Raw genomic sequence first — 13,447 nt, forward strand, 5'->3', positions numbered from 1 at the left:
GTCAGGCGGCGGGCTTGAGCAGGACCTTGGTCCAGCCCCGGAGGCGCTCATCGAAGCTCTCGTAGGCCTCGGGGGCCTGGTCGAGGGAGAGCTCGTGGCTGACGATGAACGAGGGCGCGGCCTTGCCCTGGTGGATCAGCTGGGCGAGCTGGCGGTTGTAGTTCTTGACGTTCGCCTGCCCGTTGCCGATGCCCTGGCCCTTGAACCACGTGGTGCCGTAGTCGAGCGGGTAACGCCCGATCTTCGCGTCCTCGTCCTTCGCGCCCGGGTCACCGGGCAGGAACAGCCCGACCACGCCGATCTTCCCGGTAGGCCGCACCGCCTGGAACAGCGAGTTCAGCGTCATCGACGGGTCCTCGTTGCCCTGCGTGTCGTGGGCCTGGTAGCCCACGCACTCGCAGCCGCGGTCGGCGCCGTGCCCGTCGGTGAGGTCGAGGACCTGCTGAGCCGGGTCGCCGGCCGAGTCGTCGATCGGAACCGCGCCGGCGCGCTCGGCGAGCTCGAGGCGGTCGGGGTGGCGGTCGACGACGAACACCTGGCTCGCGCCGCGGATCACCGCGGAGTAGGCCGCCATGATGCCGACCGGTCCGCCGCCGAAGACCACGACCGACTCGCCCGGTCGCATCCCGGCGAGCTCGGTGGCGTGCCAGCCGGTGGGGAAGATGTCCGAGAGCATCGTGTAGTCGTTCTGCCTGTCCTGCGCGTCCTCGGGCAGGACCAGGCAGTTGAAGTCGCCGTAGGGCACGCGCAACAGCTCGGCCTGGCCACCCGCGTACGGGCCCATGCCGTAGAAGCCGTAGGCGCCGCCGGCTGTGCCGGGATTGACCGTGAGACAGAACCCGGTGTTGCCGCGCTCGCAGTTCTCACAGAACCCACAGCCGATGTTGAACGGCAGCGAGACCTGATCACCGACCTTCACACGGTCGACCCCGGAGCCGACCTCGACGACCTCGCCCATGTTCTCGTGACCCAGGATCTTGCCGGACTCGAGCCCGGTCCGTCCCTCGTACATGTGCAGGTCCGACCCGCAGATGTTCGTGGTCGTGATGCGCACCAGGACGTCGGTCGGCTTCTCGACCGTGGCGTCCGGTACGTCCTTCACCGACACCGACTTCGGGCCCTCGTAGACCAGTGCCTTCATGCAGGATCGATCCTCTCCAACGAGCGGGAAACACAAGTACGGCGCGCACGAGCGCTGGCGTGGCTCAATCACGGGGCGATGGCTCCGCGCGGCTCGTCGGCGGCGGAATCGTCGGCGTCGCGGATTCGACTCGATCGCGCAGGTGACCGCCGCGGCCTGCACGTCGCGAGTGCTGAGGGGTGAACATCGCGGATGCGCCGGTCGATGGAGCGTCGTGCTCCGGGCCGGGGGTGGCCGATCGTCGGGCGACGTCAAACGTCCGGAGGTGCAGCCCGTCGTCCCCCATGTGTCACGCATCGGGGTCCGGGTAGCCGCCCCGATGGCCATCGCAACGACGAACCCCGCGACGGGTGAGACGGTCCGTGAGTTCGACGCCCTGCCCGAGTCGCCGTTCGGCGGTGGCAGCGCGTCGCCCCAGGACGCGGACGAGAAGCTGCGCTCCGCCAACGAGGTCGCCAAGACGATCTGGTTCCAGTGAGCACCGCGACCTTCTCCGGCGTGGCCCACATCGCGCTGGTCGTACGGGACATGACGACCAGCGTGCACTTCTACGAGGACGTCCTCGGCTTCGAGCGGATCGGCGAGGTCACCGAAGGGCCGCCGTCCGAGGGCCACCCCCGGCGACTGATGCGCCATCCCGGCAGCGGGATGACGCTGGGCATCCACGAGCCCCACCGGCGCAGTGCCGACAGGTTCGACCCGCAACGCACCGGGCTCGACCACGTCGCGGTCACCGTGCCGGACCGGGCCACGCTCGACGCGTGGTCGACGCGGCTGTCCGAGCACGACGTCGAGCACTCCCCGACCCGCGACGTGGGCTACGCGCAGTTCGTGTCGTTCTGCGACCCCGACGGCATCGCCTGGGAGATCTGGCTGCCCACGGCGCGCGACGACCAGCAGTGGCCCACATCAGCCCAGGAGGCTGCCCCTCACGGGTGACACAGATCGATGACGAGGAGAACCCAGGTGAGCGAGCGGGTGTGCCTGATCACCGGAGCCAGCCGGGGTATCGGAGCCGCGAGCGCGCGCGAACTCGCGGCGCGCGGTCACGGTGTGGTGATCAACCATCGCGACAGTGCGACCGATGCCGAGGCCGTCGCGCACGACGTCCGCGCGGCCGGCGGGGCTGCGCAGGTCGTGCAGGGCGACGTGACCGACCCGGACGACGTCACGCGCGTGATCGACACGGTCGTCGAACACTGGGGACACCTCGACGTCCTGGTGCACAACGCCATGACCCCGTTCCCGGTCACCTCGTTCGCCGACCTGAGCTGGGAGCAGCTCTCCGCGAAGCTCGACCAGGAGATGCACGCCGCATACCTACTGACCCACGCCGTGCTGCCAGGGATGATCGACCGCCACGACGGCCGGTTGGTCTACCTGTCCACCGGCCTGTCACGACGCCCCCGGAGTGGAATGATCGCCCTCGGTGTCGCCAAGGCCGCCCTGGACTCCTTCGTGCGCTACGTCGCCGACGAGGTGGCACCACACGGCATCACGGCCAACGTCGTCGCCCCGTCCACCGTCGACGACACCGCCGTGAGCGGACGGCTCTCCGACGAGCTCAGAGCGGACCTCGCCGCCACCACCCCGATGCGTCGGCTCGCCCGACCCGAGGACGTCGCGCGCACCGTCGCCCACTTCGCCGGCGACGACGCCGCCTTCACCACCGGCAGCTGGGCCCCGGTCAACGGCGGCCTGATCATGCCCTGACCCCGGGCCGCGAGCACCCCGACACCTCGACCCGCACCAGGAGCAGCGTTGCACACCCTCGACCTCACCTACGTCGGTCACGGCCTGCACGAAGAGCTCGTCGCCTACGTCGCCGACCAGGAAGGCTTCCCCGAGCAGGAGGGCGTGCACCTCGCGCTGCGCGACGGGGTGAACTGGGACGACCAGCGCCTGCGCCGCGGCGCCACCATCGGGCTGGGGCGCTCGGTGCTCACCCGGCTCACCGACGGCGTCGAGTGGACCGCGCTGTCGGTCAGCACCCATCGCCCGCTGTTCTGGTTCGTCGGCGGCCAGCACGTGAGCACGATGGAAGATCTGCGGGGACGTCGGCTGCTGGTCCACGCCCCCCACACCGCGCCGGGATGCTTCGCGCGCATCGTCCTGCGCCGGCACGGCCTCGATCCCGACCGCGACCTTGAATGCGTGATCCGCCCACCCGGGGACTACTCGATGGACCTGCGACGGCTGCGCGCGGGCGAGGTCGACGCCGCCTACATCGGTAGCACCCTCGACCCCGCACAGATCACCGCCGAGGAAGGGTTCCACGAACTCGGCTGGGTCGGCGACCACCTCGCCATCCCCACCGTCGGACTCGCCGTCGACCCCGCCGTCATCCCACTCGACGACCCCGCGATCACCGCCGCGGTCCGCGCGCAACGCCGTGCCCTGGCCCTTCTCGCCGCCGACCCGGACACCGCCGTCACCTACCTCCAGCGGTTCCTGGGCCGCGACACCCCCGACGAGGTGAAGCGCTACCACGCCCGCTTCATCGCGCCCTGGTTCACCACCGACGGCCAGGTCGACCTCGCCGCCGCCGACGAGAGCCTCGCCGCCGTCGCCCACGAGCTCGGCGTCACCCACGCCCCCCGAGCCGCCGACGTCTACCGCACCGACCACGTCACCCTCTGACCGACGTCCCTCGCCAGCAGCTCCCGGGGTCGTGACGACGGGCCCGACGAACGTCATGGCCGTGGCTCCCGGCCGTGTAGTGACCACCGAGGACCGCGACTCCGGCCACCCTGACGTGATCGTTTCTCGTGATCCGACCTCGCCCCCTGTGCCCGACCGAAGGAGTTCCTCGGTGCGCGCTGAGGCGGGGCAGCTGCCGGGCTGTTTCGCTTTTCGACCCTGAGGCGGAAGAAGCTTCGTCGAGAGTGCTGCCGGAACGGGTCCGGACGCGTACTCGTGGAGTCCTCCACCGCGACCCGCCCGGGAACGAAGCTCCTGATTCCTCGGTGGAGCTGACCGCGAGGACGGCGATGACCGGGACGAGCTCCGGCGAGGACGTGCCGGTGTCGGCGCTGCGGGGAGCTGGCAGAGGCGGCGGCGGTGGTCGCGACCGTCCCTCGCGCCGACGGCCGGGTGCGGGCCGCGATGGTGCTCCACGGCAGGCCTTCCACCAGATGCTGGTCGACGCCACGGACGTCCGCCCCCGCTCGTCGCGGCCGCGCCCCGCTCACCCGATCCGCGCTTCAGGTCGCTCCATGAGTGCCGCAGGCCCACCTGCTCACTCAGAGGATCGGTCATCGGCTGAAGACGTGACCGTGCCACCCGGCGGCGCCCTGGTCCAGCGGCGCCGCGAGGAGAGCCCATCCCGTTCGGACCAGCAGATCCACTCCCCAACGCTCGGCGGGCGAGCCCAGGAGCTGAGCGCCTGGCACGATGAACTCGGCGAGCGTCGCGCCGCAGCGGTTCGCTCACCCGCGCAACGTCAGGCCACCCTGGACACGGTGCGCCGCTGCGCGGCCGCCGCGCACGACGCGGCGGTCCTCGCCCGGGGACTCAAGGACGATGCCCGCGCCCGCTTCGCGCGCGTCCGCCGGCGGGCAGGAGAGCTCGCGAACCCTCCCGCAGCGCCCCTCGCCGGGGCGACGCGGTGACCGCGGCGACGCCAGGTCGGGCGACGTTCGTCTCCCGGAGATCGACCCGGCGTTGACTCCTTCGAGCCTCGTCTCGGGGAGCCTCGACGGCCCGTCCGCCACTCCCTCGGCGCTTCTCGCGCGAGCTCGACGCATCGCTGTCGTCCATCGCTGTCGTCCATCGCTGCGGCGTCCCCACGGTCAGCCCCCTGGCGCCGACCACCCCGATCGACGGACACTGCACGAACTGCCTGGCCCGTCACGGTCTCGCGGCACACGCCGACGTCGAGAGGAGGGCGCGATGCCCGATCATGCGTCCGCCCCGGCCGATGGTGTCGCGCCGCAACGGTCACAGTTCGCCACGACCGACCCGGACGAGGCCCAGGAGTTCATCGACCAGATGTACAGCGCCCGGCCACCCAAGGTCGGGAACCTGGCGCTGTCCGCACCGGTATCGATCTCTCAGGTCAGCGCGGGCGGGCTCAGCTACGTGGACTTCACCATGCCCCCGGACCTCACCCTGCACCTCGACGGGACCGACGATCTGTCGGTCACCACGCTCCTCAGCGGGGGCACCCACGCCGAGCTCGGCAAGGACACCGAGCGCTACACCCCCGGCGACGCGTTCCTGGGCAGCTTCCCCCGCGGGGACTACACGGTCCGATGCCTCGACTTCCGAGCGGGGATCCTGACCGTGCCGGCCGCCGCGTTGGCCCGATCGGTCGCGGCCCTGCCCGACCGCGAACCCGCACCACTGCGCTTCGACTCGCTGGCCCCGAGCTCCCCACGGGCCGCCGCGCAGTGGAAACGTGCCGCCGCCTTCGCGCGCCAGGTCCTCGACGACGACCAGACCGCCGCCAGCCCGCTCGTGCTCGGCAGCACCGCCCGGCTGCTGGCCGCGACCGCGCTGGCGGTGTTCCCCAACAACCTGCTGCCCGAGCACGGTGTCACGGGCGACCACGGAGCCACCCCGGACACGGTGCGCCTCGCCGAGGAGTTCATCCACGCCCATGCGCACACCGACATCGACCTGACCGATCTCGCCGCCACGTCCCACGTCACGCCCCGCGCCCTGCAGTACGCCTTCGCGCGCCATCACGACATGTCACCGATGCAGTACCTGCGTCGCGTCCGGCTCTTCCGCGCTCATCAGGATCTCCTCGACGCCGACCCCTCCAGCGGAACCACGGTGACGACCGTCGCCGCCCGGTGGGGCTTCGCCCACCCGGGCCGCTTCGCCACCGCCTACCGCCGGACCTTCGGGGAGCCTCCGAGCAGCACGCTGCGCAGCTGACGGCTCACCGTCGCCGGCCTGATCATCGAAACCGGCACCCAGTCCTACCGACTCGCCCACGCCCGCGCCCGACGAGGAGCGGACTCCTGATCTTTCGGACCCTGCCGTGTTTGGCGGTCTCGGACGGCTCCGGCTACCGGCCCACCAGGGGCCTACTTGCTCGCTTGCACGATGGCGCCGGCGAAGATGTCGGGCGCCTCGACCGGGACGAAGTGACCGACTCCGTCCACGGGCTGCACGGTGACCTGCGCGAAGAACTCTCCGAGGCGGTCGGACCAGGCGCGCAGGAACAGGGGGTCGTGCTCGGCCCACAGGAACGTCGTGGGGACCATGATCTTCTCGTCGGGGACCGTCTCGCCCAGGTAGCGCGCCACGACGCTTCCGGCCGCTCGGTAGTACCCGATCGAAGCAACGAACGCGCCGGCGGGGCCGTACGCCGACGTCAGGTGCTCGAGGCGGGCGGCGTCCACGATGAAGTCAGGGCCGGACCAGTGCGTCCAGAAGTACTCCAGATAGTCCCGGACAGCGTCCGGTTTCCCGTCGAGGAGCTTCTCGGCCAGGTCGAGATGATGGAAGGACTGGTACCAGAACTCGCGGAACGGAGCTTCGCTGAGGATCCGTGACCCGACGCCTGGAGCTGGTGGCGTGATGACCATGGCGCTGAGCAGGTCGGGCCTGTCCTTGGCGAGCTGCTGACCGACCCTGCTGCCGATGTCGTAACCGCCCAGCACGACGGGGGAGAGCCCCAGCTCGTCGATCAGTCCCGCGACACTGCGGGCCTGGGCCACCAGGCTGTAGTAGTCGCCGGGGTCGCGGAGGTGCTTGTCCGAGGCGCCGAAACCGCGCAGGTCCGGCACGACGAGGTCGAACTCGTCCCCGAGCCTCTCGGCGACGGATGCCATGTCCGTCCGGTCCCCGGGCCAACCGTGGAGCAGGACCACCGGCGGCCGACCAACCGATCCCAGTCGGTCGAAGCTCAGGGTGAACCCATCGACCGGGGCTCCCGTCGGCATCGAGAACACGCTCCTTCCGGCAACGCTTGCCCGCGGCCCGAGCCGCGAGCCGACGCACGCTCTCGCGCGCCGAGCGACCCACCATCGACGATCACCTTCCGCGAACTCTAGTGGCTGGACCGACAACAGCCGTCAAGATCACGCCACTCGACCACTTCGCGGTCAGGGGTGGATGCGGCCCCCGCACTCGCGCACGAGGGCCGCCATGATCTCGCGGTCCTCGTCGCCGACGTGGTCGGCGTAGTACTGGTAGAGGCTCTCGCGGGCCAGTCGCGACGCGGCCGGACCGTCGGCCAGTCGGATTGCGTCGAACACCGCTGTGTGGTGGCGGATGGAGCGCAGCTTGTGCGCCTCCTGGTCGTCGGCGTCGAGGATCGTCCGCTGGATCAGCTCCAGGACCGCCTCCCGGACGGCCTCCCCGTAGAGGCGCACGAGCTCGTGGCCCGCAGCGTCGGCGAGGATCTCGTGGAACTCGAGGTCGGCGCGGCCGAACTCGGCGTACGAGTGGTGCAGCAGGCCACGCATGCGGGCCATGTTGCGTTCGAGCGCGACGAGGTGCTGCGGGGTCCGGCGGAGCGCGGCCATGAGGTTGGTCGACGCGTCGATCACCATCCGCAGCTGCACGAGCTGGGGGAGCGAGATGGTCCCGCTCGAGGTCAGCAGCCCCAGCGACCGCCGGATCGGGGCCGCGGAGACCGGCAGGACGAGGGGCCCGCGCGGGTCCCGGGGCGCCGATCGCACGAGCTCGAGGCTCTCGAGCACGCGCAGGGCCTCGCGCACCGAGGACCGGGCGATGCCGTAGCGGTCGACGAGCTCGCGCTCGCTGGGCAGCCGGTCGCCCGGGCGAAGCTCACCGGACGCGATGCGCGCCTCGACGTCGTCGACGATCCGTCGGTAGGCGCGGTGCTCGGCCTCCGCGGCCCGGCTCGTGCCCGTCATCGCCCCGTCACGATCGTCCACGGTAGCGACCGGCGCCGCCGGGGAGGTCGGGTCGGCCTCAGGTCGGCGGCGTGAAGCGGCCGTCGACGGCGGTCCACCCGCCGTCCACGCTGAGGGTGGAGCCGGTGACGAAGCTCGAGGCGTCGGACGCGAGGTAGACGACGGCCCCGGCCAGCTCGGACGGCACCGACCACCGGCCGAGAGCCCCCTTGGTCGCGTAGGCCCGGTACCAGTCCTCGTCCGCCTTGATCTGGGCGGTCAGCGGGGTCTCCACGACGCCGGGGGCGATCGCGTTGACCCGGACCCCCGCCTCGCCGAACTCGACGGCCGCGGCGCGCACGAGGGACTCCAGCGCAGCCTTCGTCGCGGCGTAGACGCTCTGTCCCGGCTCGACGGTGCGGGCGCGGATCGACGAGAAGGCGATGATGCTGCCCGTACCGCGGGCGACCATGCGGGCTCCGACGCCCCGCAGGACGTTGAACGTCCCGCACAGGTTCAGCCCGACGACCCGGTCGAACTCGTCGTCGGTGTAGTCGAGCAGCCGCTTGCGCACGTTCATCGCGGCGGTGAGGACGGCGACGTCGACGTCCCCCACCTCGTCGAGGTGTCGGGCGAGGGCGTCGGCCTCGGTGACGTCGAGCGCGAGCGCGCCGGCGAGGCCGCCGTCGGCGGTGATCGCCTCGGCGGTGGCCTTCGCGGTCTCGGGATCGCGGTCGGCGCAGACGACCTCGGCCCCGTGGGCGGCCAGGGCCAGCCCCGCCTCGCGGCCGATGCCCCCGGCCCCGAGGAGCAGGGCACGGCGTCCCTGCAGGTCGAACAGCGTGCGGTAGTCGGTCACGGCGGTGCTCCCAGGTCGGTGCGGTGTCGATCCGGCGGTCACGCGGGTCGGATGACGGCCATCCGCGTCACGGTCAGCTCCTCGATGGCGAACCGCGGTCCCTCGCGCCCGATCCCGGAGTCCTTGACCCCGCCGTAGGGCATGATGTCCGACCGGAAGCCGGGGACCTCGTTGACGATCACGCCGCCGACCTCGAGCTCGTCGATCGCGCGGAACGCCGTGGCCAGCGAGCGGGTGAAGACGCTGGCGTGCAGCCCGTACCGCGAGCGGTTGGCGGTCTCCAGCGCCGTCTCCAGGTCGGGCACCGAATTCACGGCCACCACCGGGGCGAAGATCTCCTCGCACCAGGCCTGCTGGTCCTCGGGGACGTCGAGCAGGATCGTCGGCTCGATGGACCGGTCGGCGGCGGCCCGGCCGCCGCGCACGACCTTCGCGCCGGCGCCCTCGGCCTGCTCGATCCACGCGAGGACGCGGCGGGTGGACGCCTCGTTGATCAGCGGGGCGATGCGCGTCGCGGGGTCGCGCGGGTCGCCGGTGGTCAGCTCACCGATCCGGGCGGTGAGCGTGCCGAGGAACTCCTCGCGGACCGGCTCGCACACGACGACGCGCTGGACGGCGATGCACGCCTGCCCGTTGAAGTAGAAGCCGCCGCGCAGCACCGCGTCGACGGCACGGTCGAGGTCGGCGTCGGTGTCGACGATCAGCGCCGCGTTCGACCCGAGCTCGAGCAGCGTCTTGCGGGGCGCGGCGTCCCGGGCGATCTGGTGGCCGACCGCGGCCGACCCGGTGAACGACACCGCCGCCACCTCCGGCGCCGTGACCAGCACCTTCCCCACCTCGGCGTCGCCGGTGACCACCTGCACCATCGCCGGCGGCGCGCCGTGGGTCACGGCGACCCGGCGCACGATGTCGGCGAGCCAGAGCGTGGCCAGCGGGGTGGCGGGCGCCGGCTTGCAGATCACCGGGCAACCCGCGGCGATCGACGGCGCGATCTTGTGCGAGGCGAGCAGCACCGGCCCGTTGAAGCCCGCGATGCCGACCACGAGACCGATCGGCCGGCGGGTCCAGAAGCCGACCATCCCCTCGCCGGACGCCTGCAGGTCCAGCGGCACCGTCTCGCCGTGCAGGTGCGCGATCTCCTCGGCCGCCGCGGTCCAGGTGAACAGGGTGCGGGAGAACTCCACCGCGCAGTCGGCGCGGGTCTTGCCGGTCTCGGCGACGAGCAGCTCGACGAAGGCGTCGGTGTGCGCGGCGAGCTCGCGCTCGACGTCGAGCAGGATCGCCCGGCGCGTGGCGGAGCTCAGGGCGCCGACCTCGCGACGCACCGCGGCGCCCGCCGCGACGGCCTCGCGGGCCAGCTCGACGGTGCCCAGCGGGGCGTGCGCGACCGTGGAGCCGTCGAACGGGAACACGACCGGGGCGGTCGTCACGTCCTCGCGCCACCCGTCGCCGACGGGCAGGCCGGCGGGCAGATCGGGCAGCACGAAGCCGGGGCTCGAGGTCATGGACGGATCCTCCAGACAACGGTGTCGTCGCGCCGACTGGTCAGACCAGTAGCGCCTGATCGCAGGGTGCAGGGCGCACTCGCCGCGCGTCAAGGGCGGCCTCGACGGCCCACCAACCGCTCATCGGGCGCAGAATAGGCCTCTGAGCAGGCGCGACACGGCGAGCGCTTGACTATCGCCCGCATCACAGTCCACTCTCCCAACGCTGTATCCAGTATTCGACGCGACGGTGGGAGGGAAGCCGGATGGCGAGGCGCGGCGTCACCGGTGGGCCAGGCACCGGGCTGGTGGACGAGCTCGCGGCGGTGCTGCGCGAGCGCATCTACAGCGGTCGCTACCCCTCCGGGGCGCGGCTGCCGCAGGAGAATCTCGCCGCGGAGCTGGGGGTCAGCCGCACCCCGCTGCGCGAGGCCCTCCGGGTCCTCGAGCAGGAGGGGCTCGTCCGGGTCACCCCCGGGCAGGGCGCCCGCGTCGTCAGCGGGGACGTCGCGACGCTGCTGGCGGCCTACGAGCTGCGCGCGGTGGTCGACGGCCTCGCCGCGCGGCTCGCCGCGCGGGCCCGCCCCGCCCTGGCACGGTGCCGGGACCTGCGCCGGATCCTCGCCAGCCAGCGCGCGGCGCTCGACCCGTGGTCACCGCGCGCCTACACGGGCGCCAACGTCGACTTCCACGAGCAGATCCTCCATCTCTCCGGCAACGAGTTCCTGGTCGCCGAGGCCCCGGTGCTGCGCATGACCGCGCAGGTCTTCGCCCCGGTGGCGCTCGTCGACCCCGCCCGGGCGCAGCGGGCGATCGCCGAGCACGAGGCCATCGCGACGGCGATCGAGGCCGGCCACGAGGACGACGCCGAGCGCCTGGCCCGCGCCCACATCCAGGCCACGATCGACGAGCTCCGCGCCGAGCACGACGACGCGGCCCCCACCCCGCGCGACAGCACGGCGTCCGGCCCCGCGTCCTGATCCCCCCGGCTCCCGGTCCACGAAGGAGTGACCCGCCATGCCCACCTACTACGTCGCCTCGGACATCGGAGGGACGTTCACCGACACGGTCGTGATCGACCAGGACGGCGACGTCGGGCGGTACAAGTCCTCGACCGTGCCCGACAACCCCGCCGAGGGCGTCCTGAACACCCTGGTCGACGCCGCCGAGGAGCGGGGCGTCACGCTCGAGGAGCTGCTCGGGCAGGTCGAGGTGTTCGCCCACGGCACCACGATCGCCACCAACGCGATGCTCGAGGGCCGGGCCCGCCGCGTCGGGCTGCTCCAGACCCGCGGCTTCGGCGACACCCTCACGATCATGCGCGGCTTCAAGTCGATCGGGCTCGACGAGGAGGACATCAAGCGGTTCCGGACCCTGGTCAAGCAGCCGACGGCCGTGCCGCGCGCGATGACCGAGGAGATCACCGAGCGCGTCGACTACGCCGGGCGCGTCGTCTGCCCCCTCGACGAGGACGACGTCCGGCGGGCCGTGCGGGCCCTGCGCGACCGCGGCGCCGAGGTGATCGCCGTCGCCCTGCTCTGGTCGTTCGCGAACGACGCCCACGAGCATCGGGTCGCCGAGATCGTCGCGGAGGAGGCACCCGAGCTCGGGGTGACGCTGTCCAGCGAATTCCTCCCGCGCATCGGCGAGTACGAGCGCACGCTGACGACGGCGGTCAACGCGAGCCTGCGCCCGGTGCTCAAGACCTCGCTCGACAGCTTCGAGGACACCCTCACGAAGGCCGGGCTGCGCAGCGGGCCGCTGCTGATGCAGTCCAACGGCGGGCTCGCGACGTTCCCCGAGGTCGAGAAGCGCGCCGCGGCCACGGTGATGTCGGGGCCGGTCGGCGGGGTCATCGCCTCCCAGTTCCTGGGCATCCGCTCGGGGCACCGCAACGTCGTCACCACCGACATGGGCGGCACCAGCTTCGACGTCGGTCTGGTCCTCGACGGCCTTCCGGTGATGGCGAACACGACCCTCATCGGCCGCGACGAGCTGGCCCTCCCCTCGGTCGCGGTGCGGGCCATCGGTGCCGGTGCCGGGTCGATCGCCTCGGTGCGCAACGGCGTGCTGCAGGTCGGCCCCGAGAGCGCCGGTGCCCGCCCGGGCCCGGCCTGCTACGGCCGCGGCGGGGAGCTGCCCACCGTCGCCGACGCCGACCTCGTCCTGGGCTACCTCAACCCCGAGAACTTCCTCGGCGGTCGGCTGACGCTCGACGTGGGGAAGGCCCGCACGGCCATCGAGACCCACGTCGCCGAGCCCGCCGGCCTGTCGGTCGAGGCCGCCGCCGAGGGCATCAAGACGATCGTCGACGCGCGCATGGCCGACCTCGTCCGCCAGGTGACCGTCGAGCAGGGTTACGACCCCACCGACTTCGCCGTCTTCGCCTACGGCGGGGCCGGCCCGCTGCACGCGTTCTCCTACGGCGCGGAGCTGGGCTGCCCGCGGATCATCGTGCCGATCACCGCCTCGGTGCACTCCGCGTTCGGCATCGGCTGCTCGGACCTGACGATGGTCGAAGAGATCTCCCAGCCGATGCAGACCCCGCCCGGCACCACCGACCACGCGCAGGCCCTGCCGCCCGAGGCGCTCACCGCCACCTTCGACGAGCTCGCCGGGCGCGCCACCCGGGACCTCGTCGCCGCCGGGGCGGACAAGGACTCGATCTCCCTCGTCCGGTCCGTCGAGATCCGGTTCCGGGCCCAGATCCACGTCCTGACCGTCACCCTCGACGCCGGCTCGGACGCGCTCACCGCGGCCGACGTCAACGGGATGGTCGAGCGGTTCGTCGAGCAGTACGAGGGTCGCTTCGGCAAGGGCGCGGCGTTCCTCGAGGGCGGGGTGGAGATCACGACCTTCCGCGTCGTCGCCACCAGCCCCGTGCCGCGCGCGGAGTTCCGCACCGTCGCCGACCACACCGCGGTCGCCGGCGCCACCGCCGGCACCCGCCCGGTCTTCTCCGGCGGGGCCTGGCGCGATGCCACCGTCCTGCGCGGCGACCAGCTCCACGACGGCATGACCATCGACGGCCTGGCGATCGTCGAGCTCGCCGACACGACCGTCGTCATCGGTCCGGACCAGGACGCCGTCGTCGACGGCGCCGGCGACCTCGTCATCCAGACCCGCGCCTGAGCATCCCGGAGGACAC

The 13,447-nt window shown here is 72.2% G+C and carries 13 protein-coding genes; 8 read left to right on the plus strand and 5 right to left on the minus strand.

The genetic code is table 11. The annotated features are described in order from the left end of the window. Position 1: 1 nt before the first annotated feature. A complete protein-coding gene (locus WCD41_RS29045) occupies positions 2–1,141 on the minus strand; it encodes a glutathione-independent formaldehyde dehydrogenase (RefSeq protein WP_337718736.1) in 1,140 nt (379 codons plus the stop codon). A gap of 319 nt (positions 1,142–1,460) precedes the next feature. Here WCD41_RS29045 and WCD41_RS29050 point away from each other — a divergent pair, with 319 nt between their 5' ends. The 6 genes from WCD41_RS29050 to WCD41_RS29075 all read left to right on the plus strand — a co-directional run bounded on the left by WCD41_RS29050 (position 1,461) and on the right by WCD41_RS29075 (position 6,025). Then, a complete protein-coding gene (locus WCD41_RS29050; protein WP_337718737.1) occupies positions 1,461–1,619 on the plus strand; it encodes a hypothetical protein in 159 nt (52 codons plus the stop codon). Next, positions 1,616–2,080: a VOC family protein gene (locus WCD41_RS29055; RefSeq protein WP_337718738.1), complete on the plus strand. Its 465-nt coding sequence runs from the start codon at positions 1,616–1,618 to the stop codon at positions 2,078–2,080. The genes WCD41_RS29050 and WCD41_RS29055 overlap by 4 nt, the downstream gene beginning before the upstream one ends. A gap of 27 nt (positions 2,081–2,107) precedes the next feature. Continuing rightward, positions 2,108–2,854 carry an SDR family NAD(P)-dependent oxidoreductase gene (locus tag WCD41_RS29060; RefSeq protein WP_337718739.1) on the plus strand — a complete coding sequence of 249 codons (747 nt, stop codon included), beginning with the start codon at positions 2,108–2,110 and terminating at the stop codon, positions 2,852–2,854. 48 nt (positions 2,855–2,902) lie between these two features. Continuing rightward, positions 2,903–3,781, plus strand: a complete 879-nt coding sequence (locus tag WCD41_RS29065) for an ABC transporter substrate-binding protein (RefSeq protein ID WP_337718740.1) — start codon at positions 2,903–2,905, stop codon at positions 3,779–3,781. 629 nt (positions 3,782–4,410) lie between these two features. Continuing rightward, positions 4,411–4,752: a hypothetical protein gene (locus WCD41_RS29070; protein ID WP_337718741.1), complete on the plus strand. Its 342-nt coding sequence runs from the start codon at positions 4,411–4,413 to the stop codon at positions 4,750–4,752. 280 nt (positions 4,753–5,032) lie between these two features. Continuing rightward, entirely contained in the window at positions 5,033–6,025 is a 993-nt protein-coding gene (locus WCD41_RS29075) for a helix-turn-helix domain-containing protein (RefSeq protein ID WP_337718742.1), read from the plus strand. A 152-nt stretch (positions 6,026–6,177) separates the two neighbouring features. Here WCD41_RS29075 and WCD41_RS29080 read toward each other — a convergent pair whose 3' ends face one another. From WCD41_RS29080 to WCD41_RS29095, 4 genes are all read right to left on the minus strand, one after another. Next, positions 6,178–7,038 (minus strand): alpha/beta fold hydrolase, encoded by an 861-nt coding sequence (locus WCD41_RS29080; RefSeq protein ID WP_337718743.1) that lies wholly within the window; start codon positions 7,036–7,038, stop codon positions 6,178–6,180. Positions 7,039–7,200: 162 nt separating this feature from the next. Further along, positions 7,201–7,977 (minus strand): FadR/GntR family transcriptional regulator, encoded by a 777-nt coding sequence (locus WCD41_RS29085; RefSeq protein WP_337718744.1) that lies wholly within the window; start codon positions 7,975–7,977, stop codon positions 7,201–7,203. Between the two features lie 58 nt (positions 7,978–8,035). Then, entirely contained in the window at positions 8,036–8,815 is a 780-nt protein-coding gene (locus WCD41_RS29090; protein ID WP_337718745.1) for an SDR family NAD(P)-dependent oxidoreductase, read from the minus strand. A 38-nt stretch (positions 8,816–8,853) separates the two neighbouring features. Then, positions 8,854–10,320 carry an aldehyde dehydrogenase family protein gene (locus tag WCD41_RS29095; protein ID WP_337718746.1) on the minus strand — a complete coding sequence of 489 codons (1,467 nt, stop codon included), beginning with the start codon at positions 10,318–10,320 and terminating at the stop codon, positions 8,854–8,856. Positions 10,321–10,565: 245 nt separating this feature from the next. On the opposite strand from WCD41_RS29095, the gene WCD41_RS29100 reads away from it, so the two are divergent. Both WCD41_RS29100 and WCD41_RS29105 read left to right on the plus strand, forming a co-directional pair. Then, positions 10,566–11,279, plus strand: coding sequence for a GntR family transcriptional regulator (locus WCD41_RS29100; RefSeq protein WP_337718747.1), 714 nt, complete (start codon positions 10,566–10,568; stop codon positions 11,277–11,279). 37 nt (positions 11,280–11,316) lie between these two features. Then, on the plus strand, positions 11,317–13,431 hold the full coding sequence (locus WCD41_RS29105; protein WP_337718748.1) for a hydantoinase/oxoprolinase family protein: 2,115 nt from the start codon (positions 11,317–11,319) through the stop codon (positions 13,429–13,431). The last annotated feature ends 16 nt before the right edge of the window (positions 13,432–13,447 follow it).

This window comes from Actinomycetospora aeridis (assembly GCF_037400275.1).
GTDB lineage: Bacteria > Actinomycetota > Actinomycetes > Mycobacteriales > Pseudonocardiaceae > Actinomycetospora > Actinomycetospora aeridis.

Coding starts and splice junctions, on each gene's coding strand:
- WCD41_RS29045 (WP_337718736.1), bottom strand. CDS start 1,141: ATGAAGGCACTGGTCTACGAGGGCCCGAAGTCGGTGTCGGTGAAGGAC.
- WCD41_RS29050 (WP_337718737.1), top strand. CDS start 1,461: ATGGCCATCGCAACGACGAACCCCGCGACGGGTGAGACGGTCCGTGAG.
- WCD41_RS29075 (WP_337718742.1), top strand. CDS start 5,033: ATGCCCGATCATGCGTCCGCCCCGGCCGATGGTGTCGCGCCGCAACGG.
- WCD41_RS29080 (WP_337718743.1), bottom strand. CDS start 7,038: ATGCCGACGGGAGCCCCGGTCGATGGGTTCACCCTGAGCTTCGACCGA.
- WCD41_RS29085 (WP_337718744.1), bottom strand. CDS start 7,977: ATGACGGGCACGAGCCGGGCCGCGGAGGCCGAGCACCGCGCCTACCGA.
- WCD41_RS29095 (WP_337718746.1), bottom strand. CDS start 10,320: ATGACCTCGAGCCCCGGCTTCGTGCTGCCCGATCTGCCCGCCGGCCTG.
- WCD41_RS29100 (WP_337718747.1), top strand. CDS start 10,566: ATGGCGAGGCGCGGCGTCACCGGTGGGCCAGGCACCGGGCTGGTGGAC.
- WCD41_RS29105 (WP_337718748.1), top strand. CDS start 11,317: ATGCCCACCTACTACGTCGCCTCGGACATCGGAGGGACGTTCACCGAC.